Raw genomic sequence first — 23,289 nt, 5'->3', positions numbered from 1 at the left:
CCCCCCCCCTTCCGGGCAGGCGAGCGAGGTCGCGATGGCGAAGCATGGCCCTATTCGTATCGGCGTCGGCGGCTGGACCTTCGAACCCTGGCGCGGCGCCTTCTATCCCCACGGCCTCGCGCAGAAGCGGGAGCTGGAATATGCCAGCTCGAAGCTGACAGCCATCGAGATCAACGGCACCTATTACGGCTCGCAGAAGCCGGAGAGTTTCGCCAAATGGCGCGCGGAGACGCCTGACGGCTTCGTCTTCACGCTGAAGGGGCCGCGCTTCACCACCAACCGGCGGGTGCTCGCCGAGGCGGGCGAGTCCATCGAGCGCTTCTTCGCCAGCGGCGTGAGCGAACTGAAGGAGAAGCTCGGCCCGGTGAACTGGCAGTTCATGGCCACCAAGAAGTTCGATCCGGCCGATTTCGAAGGCTTCCTCAAGCTGCTGCCGAAAAGCGTCGACGGCATCGCTGTCCGCCACGCGGTCGAAGTGCGCCATGACAGCTTCAAGACGCCCGAGTTCATCGCACTGGCGCGGGAATACGGCGTCGCCGTCATCTTCGCCGGCGACAGCGAGTTCCCCTCGATCGCCGACGTCACCGCACCCTTCGTCTATGCGCGCATCATGGGGACGACGGAGGACGAGCCGATCGGCTATTCCGGGAAGGCGCTCGACGGCTGGGCCGAGGCGGCGAAGGCATGGGCCGAGGGCCGGACGCCCGTCGCCCTGAAGGATACGCTGCTCGCCCCGCCGGCCAAGGCGGAGCCGCGCGAGGTCTTCCTGTTCGTCATCAGCGGCTTCAAGGCACGCAATCCGGCCGCCGCCATGGCGCTCATCGATCGGGTGTGACGCTCGGCGCCGGGGCGAAGATCAGCCGGGCCCGCGTGCCGTGCGGCTCGACCCGTTCGAGCTCAAGGCGGCCGCCATGGAGGGCGGCGATGCGGCGGACGATCTCCAGACCGATGCCGAGGCCGCCGGCGCGCTTGTAGTGCCCCGGCGCGTCACCGGGCCGTGAGGGCACGAAGCCGGTTCCGTCGTCGCTCACCGAGAGGCCGGGGCCGTCATCGGTCCGCACCACGATGGCGATGCCGGGGCCGCTGTGGCGAACCGCGTTCTCGATGAGATTGCGCACGGCATCCTTGAGCAGGGCGGCATTGCCGGGCAGCGTGGGATTGTCCGACCCTTCGAAGGCGATGCTGGCGCCGTGGGAATAGACGAAGGGGGCCATCGTGCCGACAATGTCGCGGCCGAGATCGTCGAGCGCCACCGGCTGGAAGCCGCTGCGGTCCAGCGCCTCCAGCCGCGCCAGCGTCACCAGTTGCTCGGCGAAATGGCTGAGCTCGTCGAGCTCGGCGGTGGCGCGGCGGGCGGCGGGATGGTCGATCCGCTCCAGCTCCAGCCGGATGATGGCGAGCGGTGTGCGGATCTCGTGGGCGATGGCGGAGGTGAAAAGCTTCTGCGCGGCCATCAGCTCGCGGGTGCGGGCATAGGAACGGTTCACCGCTCCGGCCAGCTGGGCGATCTCCCGCGGCATGCCGGCTTCCTCGATGCGCGCGTCGGGGCTGAGCGGGTCGAGTTCCTCCGCCTGTTCCGCCGCCGCCGTGACCGGCCTGAGCGCCGAGCGCACCGAGAGGAGCGTTGCACCAAGGACGAAGATGAGCGTGAGGCTCATCGGCAGGATCATGTGGTCGAGCACTTCGTCGGCCAGCACCTCCCAGACCACGTGCTGGGTGTCGCGCTCGACGGCGATCTCGAAGAAGATCCGCTGGCCTTCCTTCTCGATAATGCGGCCGCCGGCGAAGGACAGCGGGTATCCGGGCGTCAGCACGCGCAGCCAGACCGAGGGCGGGTTGAGGTCGAGAGGCAGGAAGTGCTCGGTGCAGGCCGCATCGCAATGAGAGAACAGCACGACGCCGTTCGCGGTGCGCACCCGTGCCACATATCCCGAATCCTCGGTGCCGTAGCGCGCCGCATGCGCGTCGGGAAGCTGATAGGACAGGTGATTGCCCTGGACCGACAGCCCGAGTGCCAGGACATCGGTCTCCTGCTCGAGCGCGAGCAGGGAGAGATATTCCGGGTCGCTGCCATATTCGACCAGCACCGCGACGAGCTGGGTCAGCATGGCGAGCGCGGCGAACAACATGATGCGCAGGGCGACGATGCGCCCGAGCGGCGCCGCCGCTGCATGTTTCATGCGTCGAGCTCGCGCAACAGATAGCCGACGCCGCGCACGGTCTCGATGGCGGTCCCGGTCTCGTAGGGAGCGAGTCGTCGGCGCAGGCGCGAGAGCACGACCTCAATCGCGTTCGGGCTCATTTCCTCGTCGAACTCGGAAAGCTTCTCCTCCAGACCGCGCTTGGCGGTGACGCGCCCGACATTGCGCATCAGGATCTCGAGAGCCGCCCGTTCGCGCGGGGCGAGGGCGAGGATTTCCTCCCCGCACCGCACATCGTGCGTGGCAGGATCGTAGCGTAGGGCGCCCGCCTCCAGCACCGGATCGGCGGACAACGGCGCGCGGCGCAGCAATGCCCGTGCGCGGGCCAGCAGCTCGCCATTGTTGAAGGGCTTGGGGAGATAATCGTCCGCGCCGGCGTCGAGCCCGGCGATGCGTTCGTCCACCGCGCCGCGCGCGGTCAGCGCGAGGACGGGCGTGCTGTCCTTGCGCCGGCGCAGGGCCCGCAACAGGTCGAGGCCGTCGCCGTCGGGAAGGCCGAGATCGAGCAGCACGAGATCGTAGCTCGTGGCGGCGAGCGCATCCTCACCTTCCGCCACCGTGCCGACGGCATCAAGCCGCCAGCCGGCGGCGCGAATGGTCTCGCCCACCAGTTCGCGCAGACGGGCGCTGTCCTCGACCAGCAGCAGCCTCACCGCGACCTCACGGCCTCTTCCGACCCGTCACCATCGCCCAGACCAGATTCTCGCGGTGGCGCCAGCTTTCGAACAGCGCGGCGCCCGCGTGCAGGAGGGCGAGGAGAAGTATGGCATTGGCGAGGCTTTCATGCACCTCCTCCAGCCACTTTTCCCCCCAGAACGCGTCGAGGGTGGACATCCAGCCGGTGAGGCAGACGCCTGCGAGCAGCACCATCAGCGCCACCATCATCACCGCGCCCGCCGGATTGTGGCCGAGCATGCGTGGTTCTCGCCCGCGCAGCAGCGCCGTGACATAGGTCGTCAGCCGCCCGGGGGAGGGGACGAACTGGGCGAAGCGCGCGTATTTCGTGCCGATGAAGCCCCAGACGAGGCGGATGGCGAGAGCACCGGCGACGACATAGCCGACGATCTTGTGCGCCAGCTCGCCGTCCTCCAGCACGAACAGGTTCAGGACGCAGCCGGTGACGACGGTCCAGTGGAACAGGCGCACGACCGGGTCCCACACCCGGACGTCCTTGCCCGCGGCCGGGGACGCGCGGCCCCCGGCCTCAGCCGTGTCAGGCGCCATCAGTCGATCTCGGACTTCACGACGGCGCCGGTGACGGGGTTGAAATAGACCTCGGCCTTCTTGTTGTCCTTGGTGTAGCCGTAGATCTCGTAGCAGCTGCCGGAAACCTTGAAGGTCTTGATCTTCTGGTAGCCCATTTCGGCGACCTTGGCCTTCATGGCGTCCTCGGTCATCCACTTGTCCTTGGTCTCGGTAGTGCAGGTCGGGCCGGCGACGGCCGCGAGCGGGGCGAGCGTGCCAAGGGCAATGAGGCCGGCGAGGGAGCCGGCGACGAGCGTGCGCATGGGATTTCCTTTTCTGACCATCAGGCTCGCGATCGGAGCCACCGAACGCTAGTCCCGGTGGCTGTCGGAGACCTGTCAGCGAAGGCAGTTACCCATGCGCGGCTGCCGTTTGGTCACGCTTTCTGCGGCCAGCGCCAGTCGCGGACTTCCGGCAGGTCGATGCCGTGGGCACGGATGTAACGCGCATGCTCGGTCAGCTTGTCGCGAATCGCCTGCCGCGTATGGACGTCCCCCTGGAGCTTCGGCACGCGGTCGAGCACGTCGGCGGCGAGGTGGAAGCGGTCGAGCCGGTTGCGGACCACCATGTCGAAGGGAGTGGTGGTGGAGCCTTCCTCGACATAGCCGCGCACGTGCATGTTGTCGTGGTTGGTGCGCCGGTAGGCGAGGCGATGAATGAGCCAGGGATAGCCGTGATAGGCGAAGATCACCGGCTTGTCCTTGGTGAACAGCGCATCGAAATCGGCGTCGGACAGCCCGTGCGGGTGCTCGGATTTCGGCTGCAGCGTCATCAGGTCGACGACGTTGACGACACGCACCTTGAGGTCGGGGACGTGGGAGCGCAGCAGGTCGGCGGCGGCCAGCGTCTCCAATGTCGGCACGTCGCCGGCGCAGGCGAGGACCACGTCGGGCTCGCCACCCTGATCGGTGCTGGCCCATTCCCAGGTGCCGATGCCCTGCGCGCAGTGTCGGATGGCGGCGTCCATGTCGAGCCACTGCGCCGCCGGCTGCTTGCCCGCGACGATGACGTTCACCCGGTTCCAGCTCTTCAGGCAGTGGTCGGTGACATAGAGCAGCGTGTTGGCATCGGGCGGCAGGTAGACGCGTACGATGTCCGCCTTCTTGTTCACCACGTGGTCGATGAAGCCGGGGTCCTGGTGGCTGAAGCCGTTATGGTCCTGCCGCCAGACATGGGAGGTGAGAAGGTAGTTGAGCGAGGCGATGGGCCGGCGCCATTCCACCTCGCTTGCCGTCTTCAGCCATTTGGCGTGCTGGTTGAACATCGAATCGACGATGTGGATGAACGCCTCGTAGCAAGAGAACAGCCCGTGGCGGCCGGTGAGGAGGTAGCCCTCCAGCCAGCCCTGGCACATGTGCTCGGAGAGCATCTCCATCACCCGGCCGTCGCGGGCGAGGTGGTCGTCATAGGAGAAGGTCTCGGCCTCCCAGGCGCGGTTGGTCACCTCGAACAGCGCCTGAAGCCGGTTGGAGGCGGTCTCGTCCGGGCCGAAGACGCGGAAGTTGCGGCTCGCGGCATTGGCCTTCATCACGTCGCGCAGGAAGGTGCCCATCACATAGGTGGACTCCAGCTCGACGCCGCCGGGATGGGGCACCTTCACCGCATAGTCGGTGAAGTCGGGCAGGCGCAGGGGACGGCGCAGCGCCCCGCCATTGGCGTGCGGATTGGAGCTCATGCGCTTCTCGCCGACCGGCGCGACCGAGGCGATTTCCGGCCGGAGACGGCCGGCGTCGTCGAACAGCTCCTCGGGCCGATAGCTGCGCATCCAGTCTTCGAGGAGAGCCAGATGCTCAGGCTTCGACATGTCGGAGAACGGCACCTGATGCGAGCGCCAGAAACCCTCGGCCTTCTTGCCGTCGACCGTCTTCGGGCCGGTCCAGCCCTTCGGGCTCCTCAGTACGATCATCGGCCAGCGCGGGCGCTCCGTGTCGCCGGCGGTGCGGGCGGCCTTCTGAATGGCGCGGATATCGGCGAAAGCCGTGTCGAGGGCGGTTGCCATGAGCTGGTGCATCACCTCCGGCTCGTCACCCTCGACGAAGATCGGGGCGTAGCCGAAGCCTTCCATCAGGCTCCTCAGCTCCTCGGGCGAGATGCGGGCGAGCACCGTCGGATTGGCGATCTTGTAGCCGTTGAGGTGCAGGATCGGCAGCACCGCGCCGTCATTGACGGGGTTCAGGAACTTGTTGCCGTGCCAGGAGGTGGCCAGCGGGCCGGTCTCCGCCTCGCCGTCGCCGACCACGCAGGCGACGATCAGGTCGGGATTGTCGAGCACGGCTCCATAGGCGTGGGAAAGCGAATAGCCGAGCTCGCCGCCCTCATGGATCGAGCCGGGCGTCTCGGGCGCCGCGTGGCTGGGGATGCCACCCGGGAAGGAGAACTGGCGGAACAGCTTGCGCAACCCTTCCGTGTCCTGCGACACGTCGGGATAGAGTTCGCTGTAGGTGCCTTCCAGATAGGTCGAGGCCACCACGCCCGGCGCGCCGTGGCCGGGGCCGGCGACGAACAGCACGTTCGCGTCCGTCTCGCGGATGACGCGGTTGAGATGGACATAGATGAAGTTCAGCCCCGGCGTCGTGCCCCAGTGGCCGAGCAGGCGCGGCTTGACGTGTTGCAGCGTGAGCTTCTCGCGCAGCAGCGGGTTGTCGAGCAGGTAGATCTGACCGACCGACAGGTAGTTCGCCGCCCGCCACCAGGCGTTCATGCGGGTGACCAGGTCGGGGCTCAGCGTTCCGGCGGTGGCCTGCTCGGCTGCCATGGGCTCGTTCTCCTCTGCTGTGTCGATGGGGTCGGTCAGGGCGCGGGGACCGGCGTCACGGGACCAGTACGGCCGCCCCCTGGAAGCGCCCGGCGCGCAGGTCCGCAAGCGCCTCGTTGGCCTGTTCCAACGGATAGGTCGTGGTGGTGGCGGTGATGCCGGCGCGGGGCGCGATGTCGAGAAATTCGAGTGCGTCGGCGCGGGTGAGGTTGGCAACGGAGACCACCTGCCGCTCCTCCCACAGGATGGAATAGGGAAACTGCGGGATGTCGCTCATATGGATGCCGCCGCAGACGACGCGCCCGCCCTTGCGCAGGGTCCGCAGCGCCGCGGGCACCAGCGCGCCGACCGGCGCGAAGATCAGGGCGGCGTCGAGCTCCTCGGGCGGCATCTCGTCCGAGCCTCCCGCCCAGCGCGCGCCGAGCGAGAGGGCGAGCCGCTGTGCCGCCTCGTCGCCCTCGCGGGTGAAGGCGTAGAACTCGCGTCCCTGCCAGCGGCACACCTGCGCGATGAGATGGGCGGCGGCGCCGAAGCCGTAGATGCCCACCCGCTCGGCATCGCCGGCGAATTTCAGCGTGCGCCAGCCGATCAGCCCGGCGCACATCAGCGGGGCGGCGGCCACCGGGTCGTTGAAGCCGTCGAGCGGGAAGCAATAGGCGGCGTCGGCCACGACATGGGTGGCGAAGCCGCCGTCGCGCGTGTAGCCGGTGAAGAGCGGCGCGTCGCACAGGTTCTCGCGGTGCATCTCGCAATAGGGGCAGACGCCGCAGGTATGGCCGAGCCAGGGAATACCGACGCGGGTGCCGATGGCGGGGGCGACGACGCCGGGGCCGCGTCCGTCGACGATGCCGACGATCTCGTGTCCCGGTACGATGGGCAGCTTGCCTGGCGGTAGTTCGCCATCGACGACATGGAGGTCGGTGCGGCAGACGGCACAAGCCTCGACGCGCACCCGAATCTCGCCGGGGCCGGGAACGGGCAGGGGCCGTTCCTCGAGGCGCAGCGCCTCGCCATAGGCGTGGAGAACCATGGCCTTCATCGCAATCCCTCGCGCCGTTCCGGAGGCGTCATCCAACATAGCCATTGCGTCTCCATCCTTGATCGCGGTCAAGACGACGATAGGGGCGATGGCTATGTTCGCGACCACCTTGGCGAAGACGGCCGCGCGCGCCATGTTGTCGGTCGTATCAATCCAATCCTACGGAGTTATGATGGTTGGGCAGCGACGGGGGGCGGTCCGTCTTCTTTCGGCAGCGATGCTGTGCGCATGCGTCGTCGCACCCGCCGCGGCGCAGGACAGCGGGAAGTCGATCGCAGGCCTCGGTGCGCGGCTGCAGGAACTGATCGGCAAGCTGACCGGCCGGGGCCTGCCGGCGGGGCTGTTCTCCACCAATGGGCGGATCGAGGCCGAGCAGGTGCTGGTTTCCGCCAAGCTCGCCGGCCGCGTCGCGCAGGTCCTGGTCGAGGAAGGCCAGACCGTGGATGCCGGCGAGGTGGTGGCGCGGATGGACACCGCCGAGCTGGAGGCCCAGCTCGCCGGAGGCGAGGCGCAGGTGCGTCGGGCCGAGAAGTCCATCGCCGAGGCCGAGGCTTCCATTGCCCAGCGCGAGAGCCAGCGTACCCTCGCCGAGCAGGAATATGAGCGCGCCTCCACCCTCAAGGAGCGCGGCTTTGGTACGATCCAGTCGCTCGACATCCGCCAGAGCGAGCTCAACGTCGCGCTGGCCGCGCTCAAGGCGGCGCAGGCCTCGCTGGATGAGGCGGATGCCGCCGCCGACGCGGCGCGGGCCGAGGTGGCGCGCATCCGGTCGCAGATCGACGATTCCACTCTCAAGGCGCCTCGCCGCGGGCGGGTCGAGTACAAGCTGGTACAGTCCGGCGAGGTGGTGGCGGCCGGTGCGCCGATCGTGACGCTGCTCGACCTTTCCGATGTCTACATGACCGTCTTCGTGCCGGCGCGCGTCGCCGGCCGCCTCGCGCTCGGCGACGAGGCGCGCATCGTGCTCGACCCGGCGCCCGATTATGTGGTCCCGGCGACGGTGAGTTTCGTCGCGGCGGGCGCGCAGTTCACGCCGAAGTCGGTGGAGACCGCCGATGAGCGCGAGAAGCTGATGTTCCGCGCGAAGCTGCGCATCGCCCCGCAGTTGCTTCGCCAGTATGAGAACCGGGTGAAGACCGGCGTGCGCGGCGTCGCCTATGTGCGTACCGATTCCGCTACTTCCTGGCCGGATACGCTCGCGGTGAAGCTGCCGCAATGAGCGAGCCCGCCATCGCCCTTTCCGGCGTCGTGCATCGCTACGGGAAGACGCGCGCGCTCGATGGCGTGGACCTTGCCGTTCCGGCGGGTTGCATGGCCGGGCTGATCGGGCCGGACGGGGTGGGCAAGTCGACGCTGCTCTCGCTCGCGGCGGGCGTCACCCGCCTGCAGCAGGGCAACGTGCGGGTGCTGGGCGGAGACATGGCGCAGGTGGCTTGGCGGCGGCAGGTCGGCGGACGTATCGCCTACATGCCGCAGGGGCTTGGGCGCAATCTCTATCCGACGCTGAGCATCGCGGAGAATCTCGATTTCTTCGGTCGCCTGTTCGGGCAGGGCGCCGTCGAGCGGCGCGAGCGGATCGCCGAGCTTCTCGCTGCCACGGGCCTCGCACCGTTCGCCGACCGCGCCGCGGGCAAGTTGTCGGGCGGCATGAAGCAGAAGCTCGGCATCTGCGCGGCGCTGATCCACGATCCCGATCTCATCATCCTCGACGAGCCGACCACCGGCGTCGATCCGCTGTCACGGCGCCAGTTCTGGGAGCTGATGGAGCGCCTGCGCGCCCGGCGTCCCGGCATGAGCGTTATCGTCGCCACCGCCTACATGGAGGAGGCCGAGCGCTTCGACTGGCTGGCAGCGATGAACGCGGGCAAGGTTCTCGCCACCGGCAGCCCGGACGACATACGCCGCCAGGCGGGCGAGACGACGCTGGAGCGGGCCTTTGTGGCGCTTCTGCCCGAGGCCGAGCGCGGGGATGCCGCGCCGATGCCCGACCTTCCGCGTGTCGTTCATGACGGTGCGCCTGCTATCGAGGCCACCGGGCTCACCCGCCGCTTCGGCGATTTCGTCGCCGTGGACCAAGTGAACTTCCGCATCGAGAAGGGCGAGATCTTCGGCTTCCTGGGCTCCAACGGCTCAGGCAAGTCGACGACCATGAAAATGCTCACCGGCCTGCTGCCGGCGAGCGAGGGCGAGGCCAGGCTGTTCGGCGCGAAGCTCGCCGGCGGCGACATGGCGACCCGCAAGCGCGTCGGCTACATGTCGCAGGCATTCTCGCTCTACGCCGAGCTGACCGTGCGGCAGAACCTCGTGCTGCATGCGCGGCTGTTCGAGATCGCCGACGTCGAGGGCCGCGTGGCCGAGATGCTGGAACGCTTCGATCTCGCCGATGTCGTCGACGTCCGGCCCGAGAGCCTGCCGCTGGGGATCCGCCAGCGCCTCCAACTCGCGGTTGCGGTGATCCACCGTCCGGAAATCCTCATCCTTGACGAGCCGACCTCCGGCGTCGACCCGGTGGCGCGCGACGGCTTCTGGCGCACGCTGATCGAATTGTCGCGCCAGGACGGGGTGACGATCTTCCTCTCCACCCACTTCATGAACGAGGCGGAGCGTTGCGATCGCATCTCGCTCATGCATGCCGGCGAGGTGCTCGCCATCGGCACGCCGGAGGAGCTCAAGCGCGAACGCGGCATGGACACGCTCGAGGAGGTGTTCATCGCCGTGCTGGAAGAGGCGGGCATGGGCCGGGAAGACGGCGAGGCCGACCTCCGGGAACGGCCGGCGGCGCCGGCACATGTGCGCCGCTTCGATGCCGGCCGGCTCTGGGCCTATGCGTGGCGCGAGGCGCTGGAGATCCTGCGCGACCGCGCGCGGCTCGCCTTCGCGCTGATCGGCCCGATCCTGCTGATGTTCGCTTTCGGCTTCGGCATATCCTTTGATGTCGAGGACCTGCCCTACGCGGTCTTCGACCAGGACCAGAGCGCGCAGAGCCGCCAGTTGCTGGAGAGCTTCGAGGGGTCGCGCTACTTCCAGACGCGCCCCTCGATCGCCTCGCCCGACGAGCTCGACCAGCGGCTGAAGGATGGCGAGCTCAAACTCGCCATTGAGGTTCCCACCGATTTCGGCCGCGACCTGCTGCGCGAGCGCCAGCCGGAAGTGGGCGTGTTCGTCGACGGCGCGATGCCGTTCCGCGCCGAGACGACGCGCGGCTATGTCCAGGGCATCGCGCTGGGCCATCTCGCCGATGCGCAGCTGCGCACCACCGGCAAGGAGACCGAGCCCTATCCCATCACGATCGAGCCGCGCTACCGCTACAACCAGGCGTTCAAGAGCGTGAACGCCATGGTGCCGAGCGTCATCGTGCTGATGCTCGTGCTGATTCCGGCGATCATGACGGCGCTCGGCGTGGTGAAGGAGAAGGAGACCGGCTCCATCACCAATTTCCAGTCCACGCCGGTGACGCGCGTCGAGTTCCTGCTGGGCAAGCAGCTGCCCTATGTCGCCATCGCCTTCACCAGCTTCATCACGCTGGTGCTGGTGGCGCGGTTCGTCTTCGACGTGCCGGTGAAGGGCTCGCTGCCGACGCTGGCGCTCGGCTCGCTCGCCTATGTGCTGTCGACGACCGGGTTCGGCCTGTTCGTGTCGAGCTTCGTGCGCAGCCAGGTGGCGGCGATCTTCGCCACCGCCATCATCTCCATCATTCCGGCGGTGAATTTCTCCGGCCTGCTGGTGCCGGTGTCCTCGCTCTCGGGCGGGGCGCGCCTGATCGGGCTTTCGTTCCCGGCGGCATGGTATCAGCCGGTGAGCGTGGGGGTCTTCACCAAGGGGCTCGGCTTCGCTTCGCTCTGGTTCAACATCGTGGTGATCTTCCTCTTCGCGCTCGGCTTCATCGGCGCGGCGATGGTGGCGCTGCGCAAGCGGAGCGCCTGACGATGTTCGCCCGGCTCGCCCGCATCTTCCGGCTCGGCATCAAGGAGCTGTACAGCCTCAGGGCCGATCCGGTGCTGGCGGGGCTGATCCTCTATACCTTTACCGTGGCGATCTACACGGTCGCCTCGGGAGCCAAGTTCGAGGTGGAGAACGCCGCCGTCGCGGTGGTGGACGAGGACCAGACGGCGCTGTCGAAGCGGCTGCGCGACGCCCTGCTGAAGCCCTTCTTCAAGGAACCGGTGCTCATCGGCGCCGAGGAGGTCGACGCGGCGATGGATTCGGGTCGCTTCGTCTTCGTGGTGAGCTTTCCGCCGAAATTCGAGCACGACGTCATCGCCGGCCGCCAGCCCACCATCCAGCTCGACATCGACGCTACCGCCATGTCGCAGGCGGGCAACGGCGCCTCCTACATCCAGAACATCCTGATCCAGGAGGTGCTGGCCGCGGTGCCCGGCGCGGCGACCACGCAGCCGGTCAACGTGGTGATCCACGCGATGTTCAATCCGAACCTGAACTCGGCATGGTTCACCTCGGTGATGCAGCTCATCAACAACGTCACCATGCTGGCGGTGATCCTCGCCGGCGCGGCGCTGATCCGCGAGCGCGAGCATGGCACCATCGAGCACCTGCTGGTGATGCCGGTGACGCCGACCGAGATCATGCTGGCGAAGATATGGGCCAACGGCCTTGTCATCGTGGTGGCGGCGACGCTCTCGCTGCTGGTGGTGGTGGAGCGGCTGCTCGGCGTGCCGGTGCAGGGCTCGGTGCCGCTCTTCGTCGCGTCGATGGTGGTCTACCAGTTCTCGGTCACGGCACTGGGCATTCTCGTCGCGACGGTGTCGACCTCCATGGCGCAGTTCGGCCTCATCGTCATGCCGGCGCTGATCGTCATGAACCTGCTCTCGGGGGCGACCACGCCGATGGAGAGCATGCCGGTCTGGCTGCAGAACGTGATGCAGCTCTCGCCCTCGACGCATTTCGTAGCGTTGTCGCAGGCTGTGCTCTATCGCGGCGCCGGGCTCTCGGTGATCTGGCCGAAGCTGCTGGCACTGCTCGGCATCGGCGCCGCCTTCTTCGGGCTGGCGGCGCTACGCTTCCGCAAGGCGCTGCAGGCCGCGCAGTAGGACCGGATCACGGCATCCTCGATGCGATCCGCAATTCCTCGCCGTCGACGACGAAGTGGCCGTAGCCGTGATGATGGATGGTGCGCGGATTCTTCTGCGCCGGATCGAACCACGCCGCCACCACCTCCAGCACGAAGAGATTGAACTTCTCGACCAGTGCGGTGTCGACCACCCGGCATTCGAGATTGGCGAAGCATTCCTTCACCAGCGGGGCCGAGACGGTGCCGGCCGGCAGCGGGGTGAGGCCGATCCGGCCGAACTTGTCCTCGTCGCGGCCCGAGCAATTGCCGATCGCGACGACCTTTTCCGCGATCTCGACGGCGGGAAGGGCGATGACGCATTCGCGGGTCTTCTCCAGCGCGCGGAAGCTGAAATCGCCCTGGCTGACGATGCAGGCGATCAGCGGAGGGGTGAACTCCACCATCATGTGCCATGACATCGTCATCACGTTGGGCCGGTCGTTCTCGGCGGTGGTGAGCAGGACGACCGGGCCGGGCTCGATGAGCTGGTAGACCTTGTCGAGGGAGAGCTTCTTCATGGTGGGCGCTCCATCCGTGAGGTTGGCGCATGCTAGCGCATCGTGCCCGCCGGCGCGCTTCGCAAACATCCTCTTGTGCGGCGCGGCGAATGGACTTCTAATGACGGCGCCGGGCAACAAAGCCGTTGCCGGCGATGCGGCAGGGATTGCCGACAGCCCTTTCTCGGGCCGTCCTTTCCTGCCCGACGGGGAGGGATGGTCCTATACCATCGCGGAGACCCCGATGCTCATCGCCCCCGATCTTGCCGCCTACCGCATCGACGCCGAGCCCTATTACCGGCCGGTCGGCGACGAGATCACCGTCTTCGAGGCGGCGTGGAAGCATCGCCTGCCGGTCATGCTCAAGGGCCCGACCGGCTGCGGCAAGACGCGCTTCGTCGAATACATGGCCTGGCGGCTCGGCCGGCCGCTCATCACCGTCGCCGCGCATGAGGACATGACCGCGGCCGACCTTGCCGGCCGCTTCCTGCTGACGCCGGAAGGTACCGTCTGGCACGACGGCCCTTTGACGCTGGCGGTGCGCCACGGCGCCATCTGCTATCTCGACGAGATCGTCGAGGCGCGGCAGGACACCACCGTCGTCATCCATCCGCTCACCGATGCCCGACGCATGCTGCCGCTGGAGAAGCGCAACGAGCTGATACCGGCGCATCCCGACTTCCAGCTCGTCATCTCCTACAACCCCGGCTACCAAAGCGCGGTGAAGGACCTCAAGGAGTCCACCAAGCAGCGCTTCGTCGCCATCGATTTCGACTATCCCGCGCCGGCACTCGAGGCCGAGATCGTGATGCGCGAGGCCGGCACCGATCCCGCCCTCGCGCGCACGCTGGTCGCCATCGCCGCCTGCTCGCGCAACCTGAAGGGGCAGGGGCTCGACGAGGGCGCCTCCACCCGCATGCTGATCCATGCCGGCCGGCTCGCGGCGGGCGGGGTGCCGCTGGAGGCGGCGGTGCATGCCGGCATCGTGCTGCCGATCACCGACGACGCCGACGTGCGGCAGGCGCTCGGTTCCGCCATTTCCGCCTGCTTCGCATGAGCGACCTCCTCGACCTCGACACGCCCGGCACCGCCACGCCCGCGATCACGCGCCTCGCCCGGCTGATGGCCGCGCGCGAGGCGCTGGCCTCCGTCTTCGCCGATACCCGCCGCCGCGTTGCCGCGCGCCATGGCGAAGCGGCGCTGGAGCCGTGGGCGACGGGGGTGCTGGCGTTGGTCGACGTCAATGCGGGTGCCGGGGGCCTGCTCGCCTTCTGGCGTGCCAGCGTCGAGCTGTCGCCGCGCCTGACGCCGGCGGAACTCGGCGAGACCGCCCTTGGGGCCGCGGCTCTGTGCCGGGAGGCCGGATCGAGCGCCACCGTCGCCGCACTGGTCGCTTTCACGCAGATAGAGCCGCGTCTCGCCGGTGCGGGCGAGCGGGCTGTCTGGTGGCGCGCGCTGACCGGCCTCGGCCGTGCCGCGCCGGACTGCGTGGAACGGGTCGCCGGGCAGGCGCACCGGCTGGTGCTGCCCGGCCATGCGGCCGATTTCGAGGGCTTCATCGAGGCCGGGCTGAAGGCCGCCGGCCGCGACCGCGCGCGCCAGCACGCCTTCTTCGCGCTGGAGGACCGGCTGGCGCTCGGCCTCCTTGCCCGCATCGGCGCCGGGCCGGGCTTCGACGAACTGGAGGCCGGTCTGAAAATGGTGCTGACCGCCTTGTGGGGCGCGACGCCGAACCTTCAGCCGCTGCCGCCCGCCGGCCCGGGCACGCCGGGCCGCGCCAATATCGCCGGGCCGGCGATCCGCCTGCCGGATGTCTTTCCCGGCGTTGCGGGGGAGGCCTCGCGCCGGCTCTATCTCGCCGCCGCCGCCCATGCCGGCGCGCATCTCTTCTTCGGCAATCCACGCTTTCCGATCCGCAAGTTCAAGCCGGTGCAGATGGCGCTGGCCAACCTTGTCGAGGATGCGCGGATCGAGCTTCTGGCGATGCGGCTCTATCCCGGTCTGTGCCGGCTCTGGGCGCCCTATCACGTCGCCTCGCCGGAGGACGGGCCGACGACGGGCGCGCTGCTGGCGCGGGTGGCGCGCGGGCTGTTCGATCCCTCCTACAGCGATCCGGATGCGTTGGTCGGCAAGGCGCAGGCGCTGTTCGCCGCATCGCTGGAACGGATCGAGGATCCCTTGATCAGCCTCGATATCGGCACGAGGCTCGCCAATGATGTCGGCCAGCGGCGCATCCGTTTCGACGGGCGGGGCCATGTGGTGGAGCCCGCCTATCGCGACGACGGGCTGGGGCTGTGGGACTTCGGCGACATCGATCCGGATGTGGTGGCCGAGATCGAGATGATGGTCGATGCCGCCCGCATCGAGCGGCGCGAGACCGAGGACGGCGCGGCGGACGAGGAGCCGACGCCCGAGCCCGCCGGCCGCGCCCGGCCGAAGGCCGCGGGCGAGAAGGGCGTCGTGATCGCCACCTACCCGGAATGGGACGCGGGCGCGGGCGTCGAGCGACCGGACTGGACGAGCGTGCGGGCGGCCCTGCCGGTCGAGGGGGATACCCGCCCGCTGCAACGCGCGCTGGACCGCTCCGCGCCGGTGCGCGCGCGCATCGCCCGGCTGGTCAGGGCGGCGAAGGTCGGCCGTGCGGCCCGGCTGAAGCGGCAGGCGGAAGGCTACGACCTCGACATCGACGCCGCCATCGAGGCGGCCATCGCGCGGCACGCCGGCGAAATGCCGGATATGCGGGTGTTCCGCTCCACCGCGCTGCTGCAGCGAGATCTCGCCGTGCTGGTGCTGGTCGACGTGTCGCAATCGACGCGCGAGAAGCTGACGGACGGTTCCAACGTGCTCGACGTCGAAAAGCTCGCCGTGGCGATGCTGGGAGAGGCGCTCGAAGGGCTCGGCGACGACTTCGCGCTGCTCGCCTTCGCCTCGGCGGGACGCGACGATGTGCGGGTGACGTGCGTGAAAGGCTTCGACGAGCCTTACGGTGCCCCGGCCATGTCGCGCCTCGCGGGACTGACCTCGGGTCTGTCGACCCGGCTCGGGGCGGCGCTGCGCCATGCCGGCGCGGAGATGTCGCGCGTGCGCAGCTTTCGCAAGCTGATCCTCGTGCTGACCGACGGCGAGCCCTCCGACATCGATGTGGCCGCACAGGATCTGGTTCAGGACGCGCGGCGGGTGGTGCTGCAGCTGCGCTCGCAGGGCATCGACACGTTCGGGGTCACGCTCGATCCGGGCGAGGTCGGCTCCGGGCCGGCCATCTTCGGGAAGGCCAACGCCATGCCGGTGCGCCGGCTCGAGGACCTGCCGATGCGGCTGTCGGAGCTTTATTTCCGCCTGGCGCGGCGGTGAGCGCGAAGACAGGAATGGCCGGGACACGCCCGGCCATGAGATTGCAGGAGGCGGGATCCGACGCCTATCGATGCGTGTTCTCGGGATTGGGGATGCCCTCGATGGGACATTCCTCGGTGCCGACGGTGGTGCGGGTGAAGGATTCCACCATCTCGCGCGTGCCTTCCGGATCGGCGATCCAGCGCTTGTAGAAGTCGTAGGGGCAGGCGGCCTCGCCCTTGTCGCCGTCGCCGGAATTGATCATGCCGGTGTAGCCGCGATGCACCAGCTTGAAGAGATGGTTCTGCGACTGCATGTTCTTGCGCGCGTCGCGGATCAGCGACACGGAGAGCTGGGCGTACTGGATGCCGTATTCCTCCTCGCCGCATTCGCCGAGCGTGCGGCCGTCGAAGCCGACGATGGCCGAATGGCCGAAATAGGAATAGACGCCGTCGAAGCCGGCGGCGTTCGCCACCGCGACATAGCAGTTGTTCGCCCATGCCATGGCCTTGGCCATGACCACCTGCTGGTCCTTGGCCGGATACATGTAGCCCTGGCAGCGCACGATCAACTCCGCGCCGCGCATCGCGCAGTCCCGCCAGATCTCGGGATAGTTGCCGTCATCGCAGATGATGAGCGAGACCTTCAGTCCCTTGGGGCCTTCCGAGACATAGGTGCAGTTGCCGGGATACCAGCCCTCGATCGGCACCCAGGGCATAATCTTGCGGTACTTCTGGACGATCTCGCCCTTATCGTTCATCAGGATGAGCGTGTTGTAGGGCGCCTTGTGCGGGTGCTCCTCGTGGCGCTCGCCGGTGAGCGAGAACACGCCCCACACCTTCGCCTTGCGGCAGGCCTCGGCGAAGATCTCCGTCTCGTCGCCGGGCACGGTGGAGGCGGTCTCGTACATCTCCTTGGAGTCGTACATGATTCCGTGGGTCGAGTATTCCGGGAAGATGACGAGATCCATGCCCGGCAAGCCGGTCTTCATGCCGACGATCATGTCGGCAATCTTCTTCGCGTTCTCGAGCACTTCGGCCTTGGTGTGGAGCCGCGGCATCTTGTAGTTCACGACCGCTACGCCGACGGTGTCTTTGCTGCTGGAAACGTCGCCGTGCAACATGGGTGGGTTCTCCTCGGAAAGGCGCGCGGGCGCTCATCGCAAGCGGCCGGGCCATTGCGTTCTTGTGGGATCGGGGGAAGGAGCCGCGGAAAGGAGAGCCGGCCGCGGGCATTCCGGGACGGGCGGAACCGCGTTGTCCCGCCGGAATTCAGGCACAAAAAAAGCCCGACAGGCTCTCGCGAGCCTTCCGGGCTACATTGCCTTGCACGGCCAACAACGTTGGTGGCCGGGCGGGAGACGCCATTTCGAGCTCGATTGCCCGAAAAACGTCCATAGAAAATATCTAACCATCATCACTCCCGCAGTTCAAGAGCCGGGGGGCGTTTCACCCGCGCGGGCGTCTCGGGTCTTGGGGGAAACCTGCAGGATCTCCGTGGCGTGGATGATGGAGAGCGCCATGTCCTCCATCGGCACGCGCTTCGACATCGCCTGCCGGCGCAGGCTCTGATAGGCGTCCTCCTCGGTGAGGCCGAGATTTTCCATCAGGATCGACTTGGCCCGCTGGATCTTCTGGATGCCGGAAAGCTTGTGCTCCAGCCGGGAGATGCGCTTCTTCGTCTCTTCGCGCTCCAGCCACAGGCTGCGGGCGATGGTGAGGTTGGTGAGCAGGCCGAAGGGCCGGATCGGCCGCTCCACCACGGCGACCGCGCCCGATTCCAGCACGAGCTGGAGCGTCGAGGGGTTCTCATAGCCGACCACCGCGATGAGCGTCGGGCGGGAATGCGGGTCGGTCTTCAGCAGCCTCACTGTCTCGGCGCGCGCGTCCTGCTCGATGGCGAGCAGCACCACGTCGGCGGCGGGCCATTCGTCCGGCACCGGCCAGACGATCTCCACCGTGCAGCCGATGCGCCGCAGATGCTCGACGAGGCTCGGCCGCTCCTCGTCCGGCGGATGGATGACGTGCACCCGGAGGCCGCGCAGGTCCTTGAGGATCTGGATCGCCATGATGCCCTCCACCGTCAGGAGAGCGCGATCTGGCGGCCGTCGGCCGGCCAGTCGCTCAGGCTCTGGGCCACGCAATAGGGGTCCGGCTTCACCGGCGCGCCGGCGTCCCACACCACCCGGAAGCGTCCTCTCGCATCCAGACGGGCGATGCGCGGGCGCAGATAGGTGTGGTTGTTCGTCCCGTCGATGCGCACCCGGCCCTGTGGGGCGTCGAAGGCACTCTCGCCAAGCTGGGCGAGCAGCGGCTCCGGGGCATCGGTACCGGCGGCGGCGAGGGCGCGCATGGCGAGGTGCACCTGGAAATAGGCCGCCTCGGCGGCGGCGGTGACGGGCATGTGCACCCCGTTGCGCCGCTTGAAGGCGGCGACGAAGCGGCGCGCGGCGGGCGTGTCGAGGGTCTCGAAGAAAGGGGCAGCGGTGATGTGGCCGGCGGCCACCTCGGCCGGCATTGCCGCCACCTCGGCCTCGCCGGTGGTGAGGCTGGCGATCGGCAGCGTGGCGGCATCGAGCCCGGCGGCGTGGTGGGCCTCGTACAGTGTCGCGGTATCCGCCCCGACCACGGTGGAGAAGATGACGTCCGGCGCCGCCCGCTGCACCTTCGCCATGACGCGGTCGAATTCCGCCGGCCCCGCGCCGAGCGGCACGTAGATCTCGTCCAGCACGGTACCGCGCGACTGGACGACGAAGTCGGTCATGATGCGGTTCGACTCGTAGGGGTAGACGTAGTCGGAACCGATCATGAAGAAGCGGTTGCCGCAGGTGCTCAGCAGGTAATTGGCGAGCTGGATCGAATTCTGGTTCGGCGCGGCGCCGGTGTAGACGCAGTGGCGGGAATATTCGAAGCCCTCATAGAGGGTGGGGTAGAACAGCAGCCCACGGTGGGCCTCTACCACCGGCAGCATCGCCTTGCGGGTGGAGGACATGTAGCCGCCGAAGATGAGGCGCACGCCGTCCTCGGTGAGCAGCCTTTCGGCAAGTCGGCGATAGGCCCGCGGCTCGGAGGCGGGATCGTAGACAACCGCCTCCACCGGACGGCCGAGCACGCCGCCGGCTTCGTTGATCTCGTCGATGGCGAGCAGCGTGCCGCCGAGCTGGGAGGTTTCGACCGCCGCCGTCACGCCGGTGGCGGAAAACAGGACGCCGATGCGCCAGGGCCGGACCGCCGAAGAACCACTCGCCATGAGCCGCATGCACCTCCGTCCTGCAACGTCACAGGGTGCATGTGTCCAGTCCCGGACGAAAGGCGCAATACGGCGTTTGCCTCAGATGCCGAAGCACTCGCGCAGTTCGCGGCGCGCGCTTTCGAGGATCTCCGCGGAGAGTTCGGGATCGCCCGCCGCGACGCCGCGGGCCATGGTGAGCGCGCCGATCATGCTGGTGAGCACCGCCATCGCCTGCCGGCGCCGGGCCTCGGGCGTCTCGGCATCCATGTGGCGCTCGATCGCCTCGACGAAGTCGTTCAGCCCTTCGGCATAGCTCTTCTGGAGATCGGGCGACTGGCGGGCGACCTCGGCGCCGAAGGCGGAGAGGGCGCAGCCATTGGCCGGGTTGTCGCGATGGGCGGGGGTCAGGTAGCGGTCGAGGATGTCGCCGAGACTGGCCGATTTCAGCCAGCGCTCCAGCCCCTCTGCGCAGGCCTCGCGGCAGGCCTCGTCGGCGAGGTCCGCCTTGGAGCGAAAATGGCCGTAGAAGGCGCCGTGGGTGAGGCCGCTGGCCTGCATGATCTCGGCAACGCCGACATCCTTGAAGCCGCGTTCGCGGAACAGCCGGGAGGCCGAGGAAAGAATGGAACGGCGATGCTCGGCGACCTTCGCCTTCGTAACCCGCAACGCAGCTTCTCCTGTCGCTCTCCGCCCCGATCCCCTTGTCTATGAACACGAAAATATAGCTGATGGGAATAAGAAATAACCCGGAGCGCCGGTTGGTCGCGGCGCTCCGGGTCTGGTCGCGGCGGAAGGCTCAGGCGGCGTCCCAGACCGGCGCGAGGCCCTCCGGGCTGACGATCCGCCCGTCCGGGCGGGCGAGGGCGTGGATCGCCGCCATCTCGCCGGCCGACAGCTCGAAGTCGAAGATGGCGAAGTTCTCGGCTGCGCGGGTCTCGGTCGCGGTCTTGGAGAGGGCGACGAGCCCGTCCTGCTGGATCACCCAGCGCAGCACCACCTGAGCGACGCTCTTGCCCCTGGCCGCCGCGATCTCCTTCAGCACCGGCTCGTCGAACACCTTGCCGTCAGCCATGGCGTAATAGGCGGTGATGGAAAGGCCGGCGGCGCGGGCCGCCCGTATCACCACGCTCTGGTCGATATAGGGGTGGTATTCGATCTGGTTGGTGACGAGCGGTGCGTCGCTGAGTGCGATCGCCTCGGCCATCTGCGCGGTGTTGAAGTTCGAGACGCCGATGTGCCGCACCTTGCCGGAGCGGACCACCTCGTTGAGTGCCGCGACCGGCTCGGGAAGGGGATGCCCTGCGGGCCAGTGCAGAAGCAGCAGGTCCACATAGTCGGTCCTGAGCTTCCGCAGGCTCTCGTCGACCGAGGCGACCAGCGCGTCGTGGCCGTATTTGTCGACCCACACCTTGGTGGTGAGGAAGATGTCGGCGCGGCGGACGCCCGAGCGCTCGATGCCCTCGCCGACCTCGGCCTCGTTGCCGTAGATCTGCGCGGTGTCGATGTGGCGGAAGCCGAGCTTGAGCGCATGCGGAACCATGCGCAGCGTGTCGGGGCCGGGCAGGCGGAAGGTACCGTAGCCGAGCGCGGGAATGGTGGCGCCATTGGCGGTGACGAATTTCATCGGAGTCTCCATGGGTGGCGGGCCGATTTGGGCTCAGGCGGGGCTCAGCTCGGGCGTCGTGCGCCGATCCAGCATGCCGCTCCACATAGTCAGTCCCAGCGCGGCGACAACCAGGATGGCGCCGACCCAGGGCGTCGCGCCGAGCCCGAGCGGGGAGGCGACGACAAGGCCGCCGACCCAGGCGCCGATGGCGATGCCGAGATTGAAGGCGGCGATATTGAGCGCCGAGGCGACGTCCACCGCGCCGGGACGCACCTTCTTCGCCAGCTCGACGACATAGATCTGCAGGCCCGGCACGTTGGCGAAGGACAGGAAGCCCAGCGCGGCGAGCGTCGGCAGGGCGAGCCAGGGCGAGAGCGCGGTGAAGCTGAACAGCGCCAGTACCGCCGCCTGCGCGACGAAGAGGAAGGTGAGCGCCTTCACCGGGTCGCGGTCGGCGATCCGTCCGCCGACGATGTTGCCCACCGCGATGGCGGCGCCGTACAGCACCAGGATCAGGCTGACGCTGGAGGCGGCGAAGCCGGTGATGTGCTCCAGGATCGAGGCGAGATAGGTGAAGGCGACGAAGGTGCCGCCATAGCCGAGCGCGGTCATGCCGTAGACGATGAGCAGCCGGCCGGAGCCCAGGACGCGCAGTTGGTCGACGAGGCGGGCGGGCTCGGCGCGGCTGAGATTGGCGGGCAACAGCGCGGCGATGCCGATGAAAGCGACGACGCCCAGCGCGGCGACCGCCCAGAAGGTGGCGCGCCAGCCGAAGGTCTGGCCGATAAAGGTGCCCATCGGCACGCCGGTGACGATGGCGACCGTCAGGCCCATGAACATCATGGCGATGGCCGAGGCGCGCCGGTCGGCCGGCACGAGGTCGGCGGCGATGGTCGACCCGACCGAGAAGAACACGCCATGGGCGAAGGCGGACAGCACGCGCGCGACCAGCAGCAATTCGTAGCTCGGGCTCAGCGCGGCGGCGGTGTTGCCGATGACGAACAGCGCCATCAGGCCGAGCAGGAGCGGCTTGCGCTCCATCCGGCCGGTCAGCGCGGTGAGGACCGGCGCGCCGAAGGTGACGCCGAGCGCGTAGACGCTGACGATCAGGCCGGCGAGCGGCAGGTTGATGGACAGGTCGGCGGCGACGGTGGGCAGCAGGCCGACGATGACGAATTCGGTGGTGCCGATCGCATAGGCCGCGATGGTGAGCGCGAACAGCGCGAGGGGCATTCTGGTGAGCGACATAACAAATCTCCGCGCGCCCGCGCCTTGGGCGCGACGCAGCAAGCGATGACGGGTGTTGCGGCGAATATGCGCGGCGCCGGCTTGCGCGATAAGCCGCTATGATGGATCAATACCTGTGAACTGAAATCACAGATAAGGTCGACCTTGGACAATCGCGCGGGCGAGATGCAGGTGCTGGTCGAGGCGGTGGAGCGCGGCAGCTTCTCCGCCGCAGGGCGCCGGCTCGGCCTGTCGCCCTCGGCGGTGAGCAAGCTGGTGTCGCGGCTGGAGGAGCGGCTCGGCGTGCGCCTGCTCAACCGCTCGACCCGCGCCATCGTCCTGACCAGCGAGGGCGAGGCCTATGTGGCGCGGGCGCGCCGCATCCTCGGCGAGATCGACGAGGCGGAGCGCTTCATCGCCGCCGGCGCCGCCGCCGTGCCGCGTGGCCGGTTGCGGGTGAGCGCCTCCGTCGGCTTCGGCGAGCGCTGCCTCGTGCCGCTGATCCCGGAATTCCTCGCCCGCTATCCGGAGGTGCAGCTCGACCTTTCGCTGAGCGACGAGGTGATCGACCTCGTGGCAGAGCGGGCAGATATCGGCCTGCGCTCTGGGCCGATGCGCGATTCCAGCCTCAAGGCACGCAAGGTGATGGAGAGCGACCGGGTGATCATCGCCTCTCCCGCCTACCTCGAACGTCACGGCATGCCGGCGACGCCGGCGGACCTCGCGCAGCACAACTGCCTGCGCTTCAATTTCCGCCGCAGCCTGGACGAATGGCCGTTCCGCGATCCGGTGTCGGGGGAAAGCTACGCGCTGCCGGTCACCGGCAATCTCGAGGGGAACAGCGGCGCCATGCTGCGTCGCCTCGCGCTCGACGGGCTGGGCCTTGCCCGCATCGGGCGCTTCCATGCCCAGCCGGATATCGAGGCGGGGACGCTGGTGCCGGTGCTGGATGCGTTCAACGGGCGGGATATCGAGCAGGTGCACGCGGTCTTCGTCGGGCACGATTATCTCGCCGCCCGCATCCGTGCCTTCGTCGATTTCCTCGTAGAGCGGATCGGCCGGTAGCTGTCCAGCGGCGGGATTCGGCGCG

20 protein-coding genes are annotated in these 23,289 nt (G+C 68.2%); 7 read left to right on the top strand and 13 right to left on the bottom strand.

Annotated elements, in window-relative coordinates; genetic code table 11:
• Positions 1-34 precede the first annotated feature (34 nt).
• On the top strand, positions 35-835 hold the full coding sequence (locus tag STARVERO_RS12750) for a DUF72 domain-containing protein (protein WP_159599190.1): 801 nt from the start codon (positions 35-37) through the stop codon (positions 833-835).
• Here STARVERO_RS12750 and STARVERO_RS12745 read toward each other — a convergent pair.
• The 6 genes from STARVERO_RS12745 to STARVERO_RS12720 form a co-directional block, all read right to left on the bottom strand.
• Entirely contained in the window at positions 819-2,180 is a 1,362-nt protein-coding gene (locus tag STARVERO_RS12745) for an ATP-binding protein (RefSeq protein WP_144344587.1), read from the bottom strand. The two genes, STARVERO_RS12750 and STARVERO_RS12745, sit on opposite strands and share 17 nt — an antisense overlap.
• On the bottom strand, positions 2,177-2,854 hold the full coding sequence (locus STARVERO_RS12740) for a response regulator (protein ID WP_144344588.1): 678 nt from the start codon (positions 2,852-2,854) through the stop codon (positions 2,177-2,179). Before STARVERO_RS12740 ends, STARVERO_RS12745 begins: the two co-directional genes overlap by 4 nt.
• Positions 2,855-2,861: 7 nt before the next feature.
• The gene (locus tag STARVERO_RS12735; protein WP_159599188.1) at positions 2,862-3,425 is read right to left on the bottom strand and encodes a cytochrome b/b6 domain-containing protein; all 564 of its coding nucleotides are present in this window, start codon (positions 3,423-3,425) and stop codon (positions 2,862-2,864) included.
• Positions 3,425-3,709 carry a PepSY domain-containing protein gene (locus STARVERO_RS12730; protein ID WP_144344590.1) on the bottom strand — a complete coding sequence of 95 codons (285 nt, stop codon included), beginning with the start codon at positions 3,707-3,709 and terminating at the stop codon, positions 3,425-3,427. The genes STARVERO_RS12735 and STARVERO_RS12730 overlap by 1 nt, the downstream gene beginning before the upstream one ends.
• Positions 3,710-3,822: 113 nt before the next feature.
• A complete protein-coding gene (locus STARVERO_RS12725; protein ID WP_159599186.1) occupies positions 3,823-6,201 on the bottom strand; it encodes a phosphoketolase family protein in 2,379 nt (792 codons plus the stop codon).
• A gap of 55 nt (positions 6,202-6,256) precedes the next feature.
• A complete protein-coding gene (locus STARVERO_RS12720) occupies positions 6,257-7,240 on the bottom strand; it encodes a zinc-dependent alcohol dehydrogenase family protein (RefSeq protein ID WP_159599184.1) in 984 nt (327 codons plus the stop codon).
• Positions 7,241-7,457: 217 nt separating this feature from the next.
• On the opposite strand from STARVERO_RS12720, the gene STARVERO_RS12715 reads away from it, so the two are divergent.
• From STARVERO_RS12715 to STARVERO_RS12705, 3 genes are read left to right on the top strand one after another with little or no spacing between them, the layout of a single operon-like run.
• Entirely contained in the window at positions 7,458-8,459 is a 1,002-nt protein-coding gene (locus STARVERO_RS12715) for an HlyD family secretion protein (RefSeq protein ID WP_159599182.1), read from the top strand.
• Positions 8,456-11,164 carry a ribosome-associated ATPase/putative transporter RbbA gene (gene rbbA, locus STARVERO_RS12710; RefSeq protein WP_159599180.1) on the top strand — a complete coding sequence of 903 codons (2,709 nt, stop codon included), beginning with the start codon at positions 8,456-8,458 and terminating at the stop codon, positions 11,162-11,164. Before STARVERO_RS12715 ends, rbbA begins: the two co-directional genes overlap by 4 nt.
• A 2-nt stretch (positions 11,165-11,166) precedes the next feature.
• On the top strand, positions 11,167-12,288 hold the full coding sequence (locus STARVERO_RS12705; protein WP_159599178.1) for an ABC transporter permease: 1,122 nt from the start codon (positions 11,167-11,169) through the stop codon (positions 12,286-12,288).
• 7 nt (positions 12,289-12,295) lie between these two features.
• On the opposite strand, the gene STARVERO_RS12700 is transcribed toward STARVERO_RS12705, so the two are convergent.
• On the bottom strand, positions 12,296-12,826 hold the full coding sequence (locus tag STARVERO_RS12700) for a flavin reductase family protein (protein WP_159599176.1): 531 nt from the start codon (positions 12,824-12,826) through the stop codon (positions 12,296-12,298).
• Positions 12,827-13,049: 223 nt separating this feature from the next.
• Between STARVERO_RS12700 and STARVERO_RS12695 the strand changes: the two genes are divergently transcribed.
• Together STARVERO_RS12695 and STARVERO_RS12690 are read left to right on the top strand one after the other, a co-directional pair.
• Positions 13,050-13,862: a CbbQ/NirQ/NorQ/GpvN family protein gene (locus STARVERO_RS12695; protein ID WP_159599174.1), complete on the top strand. Its 813-nt coding sequence runs from the start codon at positions 13,050-13,052 to the stop codon at positions 13,860-13,862.
• Positions 13,859-16,156 (top strand): nitric oxide reductase activation protein NorD, encoded by a 2,298-nt coding sequence (locus STARVERO_RS12690; RefSeq protein WP_159599172.1) that lies wholly within the window; start codon positions 13,859-13,861, stop codon positions 16,154-16,156. The genes STARVERO_RS12695 and STARVERO_RS12690 overlap by 4 nt, the downstream gene beginning before the upstream one ends.
• 64 nt (positions 16,157-16,220) lie before the next feature.
• Here the strand turns inward: STARVERO_RS12690 and STARVERO_RS12685 are convergent, their stop codons facing one another.
• The 6 genes from STARVERO_RS12685 to STARVERO_RS12660 form a co-directional block, all read right to left on the bottom strand.
• Positions 16,221-17,258: an aliphatic amidase gene (locus STARVERO_RS12685; protein WP_144344599.1), complete on the bottom strand. Its 1,038-nt coding sequence runs from the start codon at positions 17,256-17,258 to the stop codon at positions 16,221-16,223.
• A gap of 306 nt (positions 17,259-17,564) precedes the next feature.
• Entirely contained in the window at positions 17,565-18,203 is a 639-nt protein-coding gene (locus STARVERO_RS12680) for an ANTAR domain-containing response regulator (protein ID WP_159599170.1), read from the bottom strand.
• Positions 18,204-18,217: 14 nt separating this feature from the next.
• A complete protein-coding gene (locus tag STARVERO_RS12675; protein WP_159599168.1) occupies positions 18,218-19,384 on the bottom strand; it encodes a transporter substrate-binding domain-containing protein in 1,167 nt (388 codons plus the stop codon).
• Between the two features lie 81 nt (positions 19,385-19,465).
• On the bottom strand, positions 19,466-20,032 hold the full coding sequence (locus STARVERO_RS12670) for a TetR/AcrR family transcriptional regulator (protein ID WP_159599166.1): 567 nt from the start codon (positions 20,030-20,032) through the stop codon (positions 19,466-19,468).
• Positions 20,033-20,162: 130 nt separating this feature from the next.
• Positions 20,163-20,990 carry an aldo/keto reductase gene (locus STARVERO_RS12665; RefSeq protein WP_159599164.1) on the bottom strand — a complete coding sequence of 276 codons (828 nt, stop codon included), beginning with the start codon at positions 20,988-20,990 and terminating at the stop codon, positions 20,163-20,165.
• A 33-nt stretch (positions 20,991-21,023) separates the two neighbouring features.
• Positions 21,024-22,205 (bottom strand): MFS transporter, encoded by a 1,182-nt coding sequence (locus tag STARVERO_RS12660; protein WP_159601754.1) that lies wholly within the window; start codon positions 22,203-22,205, stop codon positions 21,024-21,026.
• Positions 22,206-22,364: 159 nt separating this feature from the next.
• Between STARVERO_RS12660 and STARVERO_RS12655 the strand changes: the two genes are divergently transcribed.
• On the top strand, positions 22,365-23,264 hold the full coding sequence (locus tag STARVERO_RS12655) for a LysR family transcriptional regulator (RefSeq protein WP_159599162.1): 900 nt from the start codon (positions 22,365-22,367) through the stop codon (positions 23,262-23,264).
• The last annotated feature ends 25 nt before the right edge of the window (positions 23,265-23,289 follow it).

It is taken from the genome of Starkeya nomas (genome assembly GCF_902703545.1).
In the GTDB taxonomy this organism is placed as follows: Bacteria; Pseudomonadota; Alphaproteobacteria; order Rhizobiales; family Xanthobacteraceae; genus Ancylobacter; species Ancylobacter moscoviensis.
Note: the sequence above shows the minus strand (reverse complement) of the source record. Positions and strands in the feature narration are given on the sequence as shown.

What these genes read in the sequence shown, in the direction of transcription:
- STARVERO_RS12750 (WP_159599190.1), top strand. Translation starts at nt 35, where the DNA reads ATGGCGAAGCATGGCCCTATTCGTATCGGCGTCGGCGGCTGGACCTTC.
- STARVERO_RS12745 (WP_144344587.1), bottom strand. Translation starts at nt 2,180, where the DNA reads ATGAAACATGCAGCGGCGGCGCCGCTCGGGCGCATCGTCGCCCTGCGC.
- STARVERO_RS12735 (WP_159599188.1), bottom strand. Translation starts at nt 3,425, where the DNA reads ATGGCGCCTGACACGGCTGAGGCCGGGGGCCGCGCGTCCCCGGCCGCG.
- STARVERO_RS12730 (WP_144344590.1), bottom strand. Translation starts at nt 3,709, where the DNA reads ATGCGCACGCTCGTCGCCGGCTCCCTCGCCGGCCTCATTGCCCTTGGC.
- STARVERO_RS12725 (WP_159599186.1), bottom strand. Translation starts at nt 6,201, where the DNA reads ATGGCAGCCGAGCAGGCCACCGCCGGAACGCTGAGCCCCGACCTGGTC.
- STARVERO_RS12720 (WP_159599184.1), bottom strand. Translation starts at nt 7,240, where the DNA reads ATGAAGGCCATGGTTCTCCACGCCTATGGCGAGGCGCTGCGCCTCGAG.
- STARVERO_RS12715 (WP_159599182.1), top strand. Translation starts at nt 7,458, where the DNA reads ATGCTGTGCGCATGCGTCGTCGCACCCGCCGCGGCGCAGGACAGCGGG.
- rbbA (WP_159599180.1), top strand. Translation starts at nt 8,456, where the DNA reads ATGAGCGAGCCCGCCATCGCCCTTTCCGGCGTCGTGCATCGCTACGGG.
- STARVERO_RS12705 (WP_159599178.1), top strand. Translation starts at nt 11,167, where the DNA reads ATGTTCGCCCGGCTCGCCCGCATCTTCCGGCTCGGCATCAAGGAGCTG.
- STARVERO_RS12700 (WP_159599176.1), bottom strand. Translation starts at nt 12,826, where the DNA reads ATGAAGAAGCTCTCCCTCGACAAGGTCTACCAGCTCATCGAGCCCGGC.
- STARVERO_RS12695 (WP_159599174.1), top strand. Translation starts at nt 13,050, where the DNA reads ATGCTCATCGCCCCCGATCTTGCCGCCTACCGCATCGACGCCGAGCCC.
- STARVERO_RS12690 (WP_159599172.1), top strand. Translation starts at nt 13,859, where the DNA reads ATGAGCGACCTCCTCGACCTCGACACGCCCGGCACCGCCACGCCCGCG.
- STARVERO_RS12685 (WP_144344599.1), bottom strand. Translation starts at nt 17,258, where the DNA reads ATGTTGCACGGCGACGTTTCCAGCAGCAAAGACACCGTCGGCGTAGCG.
- STARVERO_RS12680 (WP_159599170.1), bottom strand. Translation starts at nt 18,203, where the DNA reads ATGGCGATCCAGATCCTCAAGGACCTGCGCGGCCTCCGGGTGCACGTC.
- STARVERO_RS12675 (WP_159599168.1), bottom strand. Translation starts at nt 19,384, where the DNA reads ATGGCGAGTGGTTCTTCGGCGGTCCGGCCCTGGCGCATCGGCGTCCTG.
- STARVERO_RS12665 (WP_159599164.1), bottom strand. Translation starts at nt 20,990, where the DNA reads ATGAAATTCGTCACCGCCAATGGCGCCACCATTCCCGCGCTCGGCTAC.
- STARVERO_RS12660 (WP_159601754.1), bottom strand. Translation starts at nt 22,205, where the DNA reads ATGCCCCTCGCGCTGTTCGCGCTCACCATCGCGGCCTATGCGATCGGC.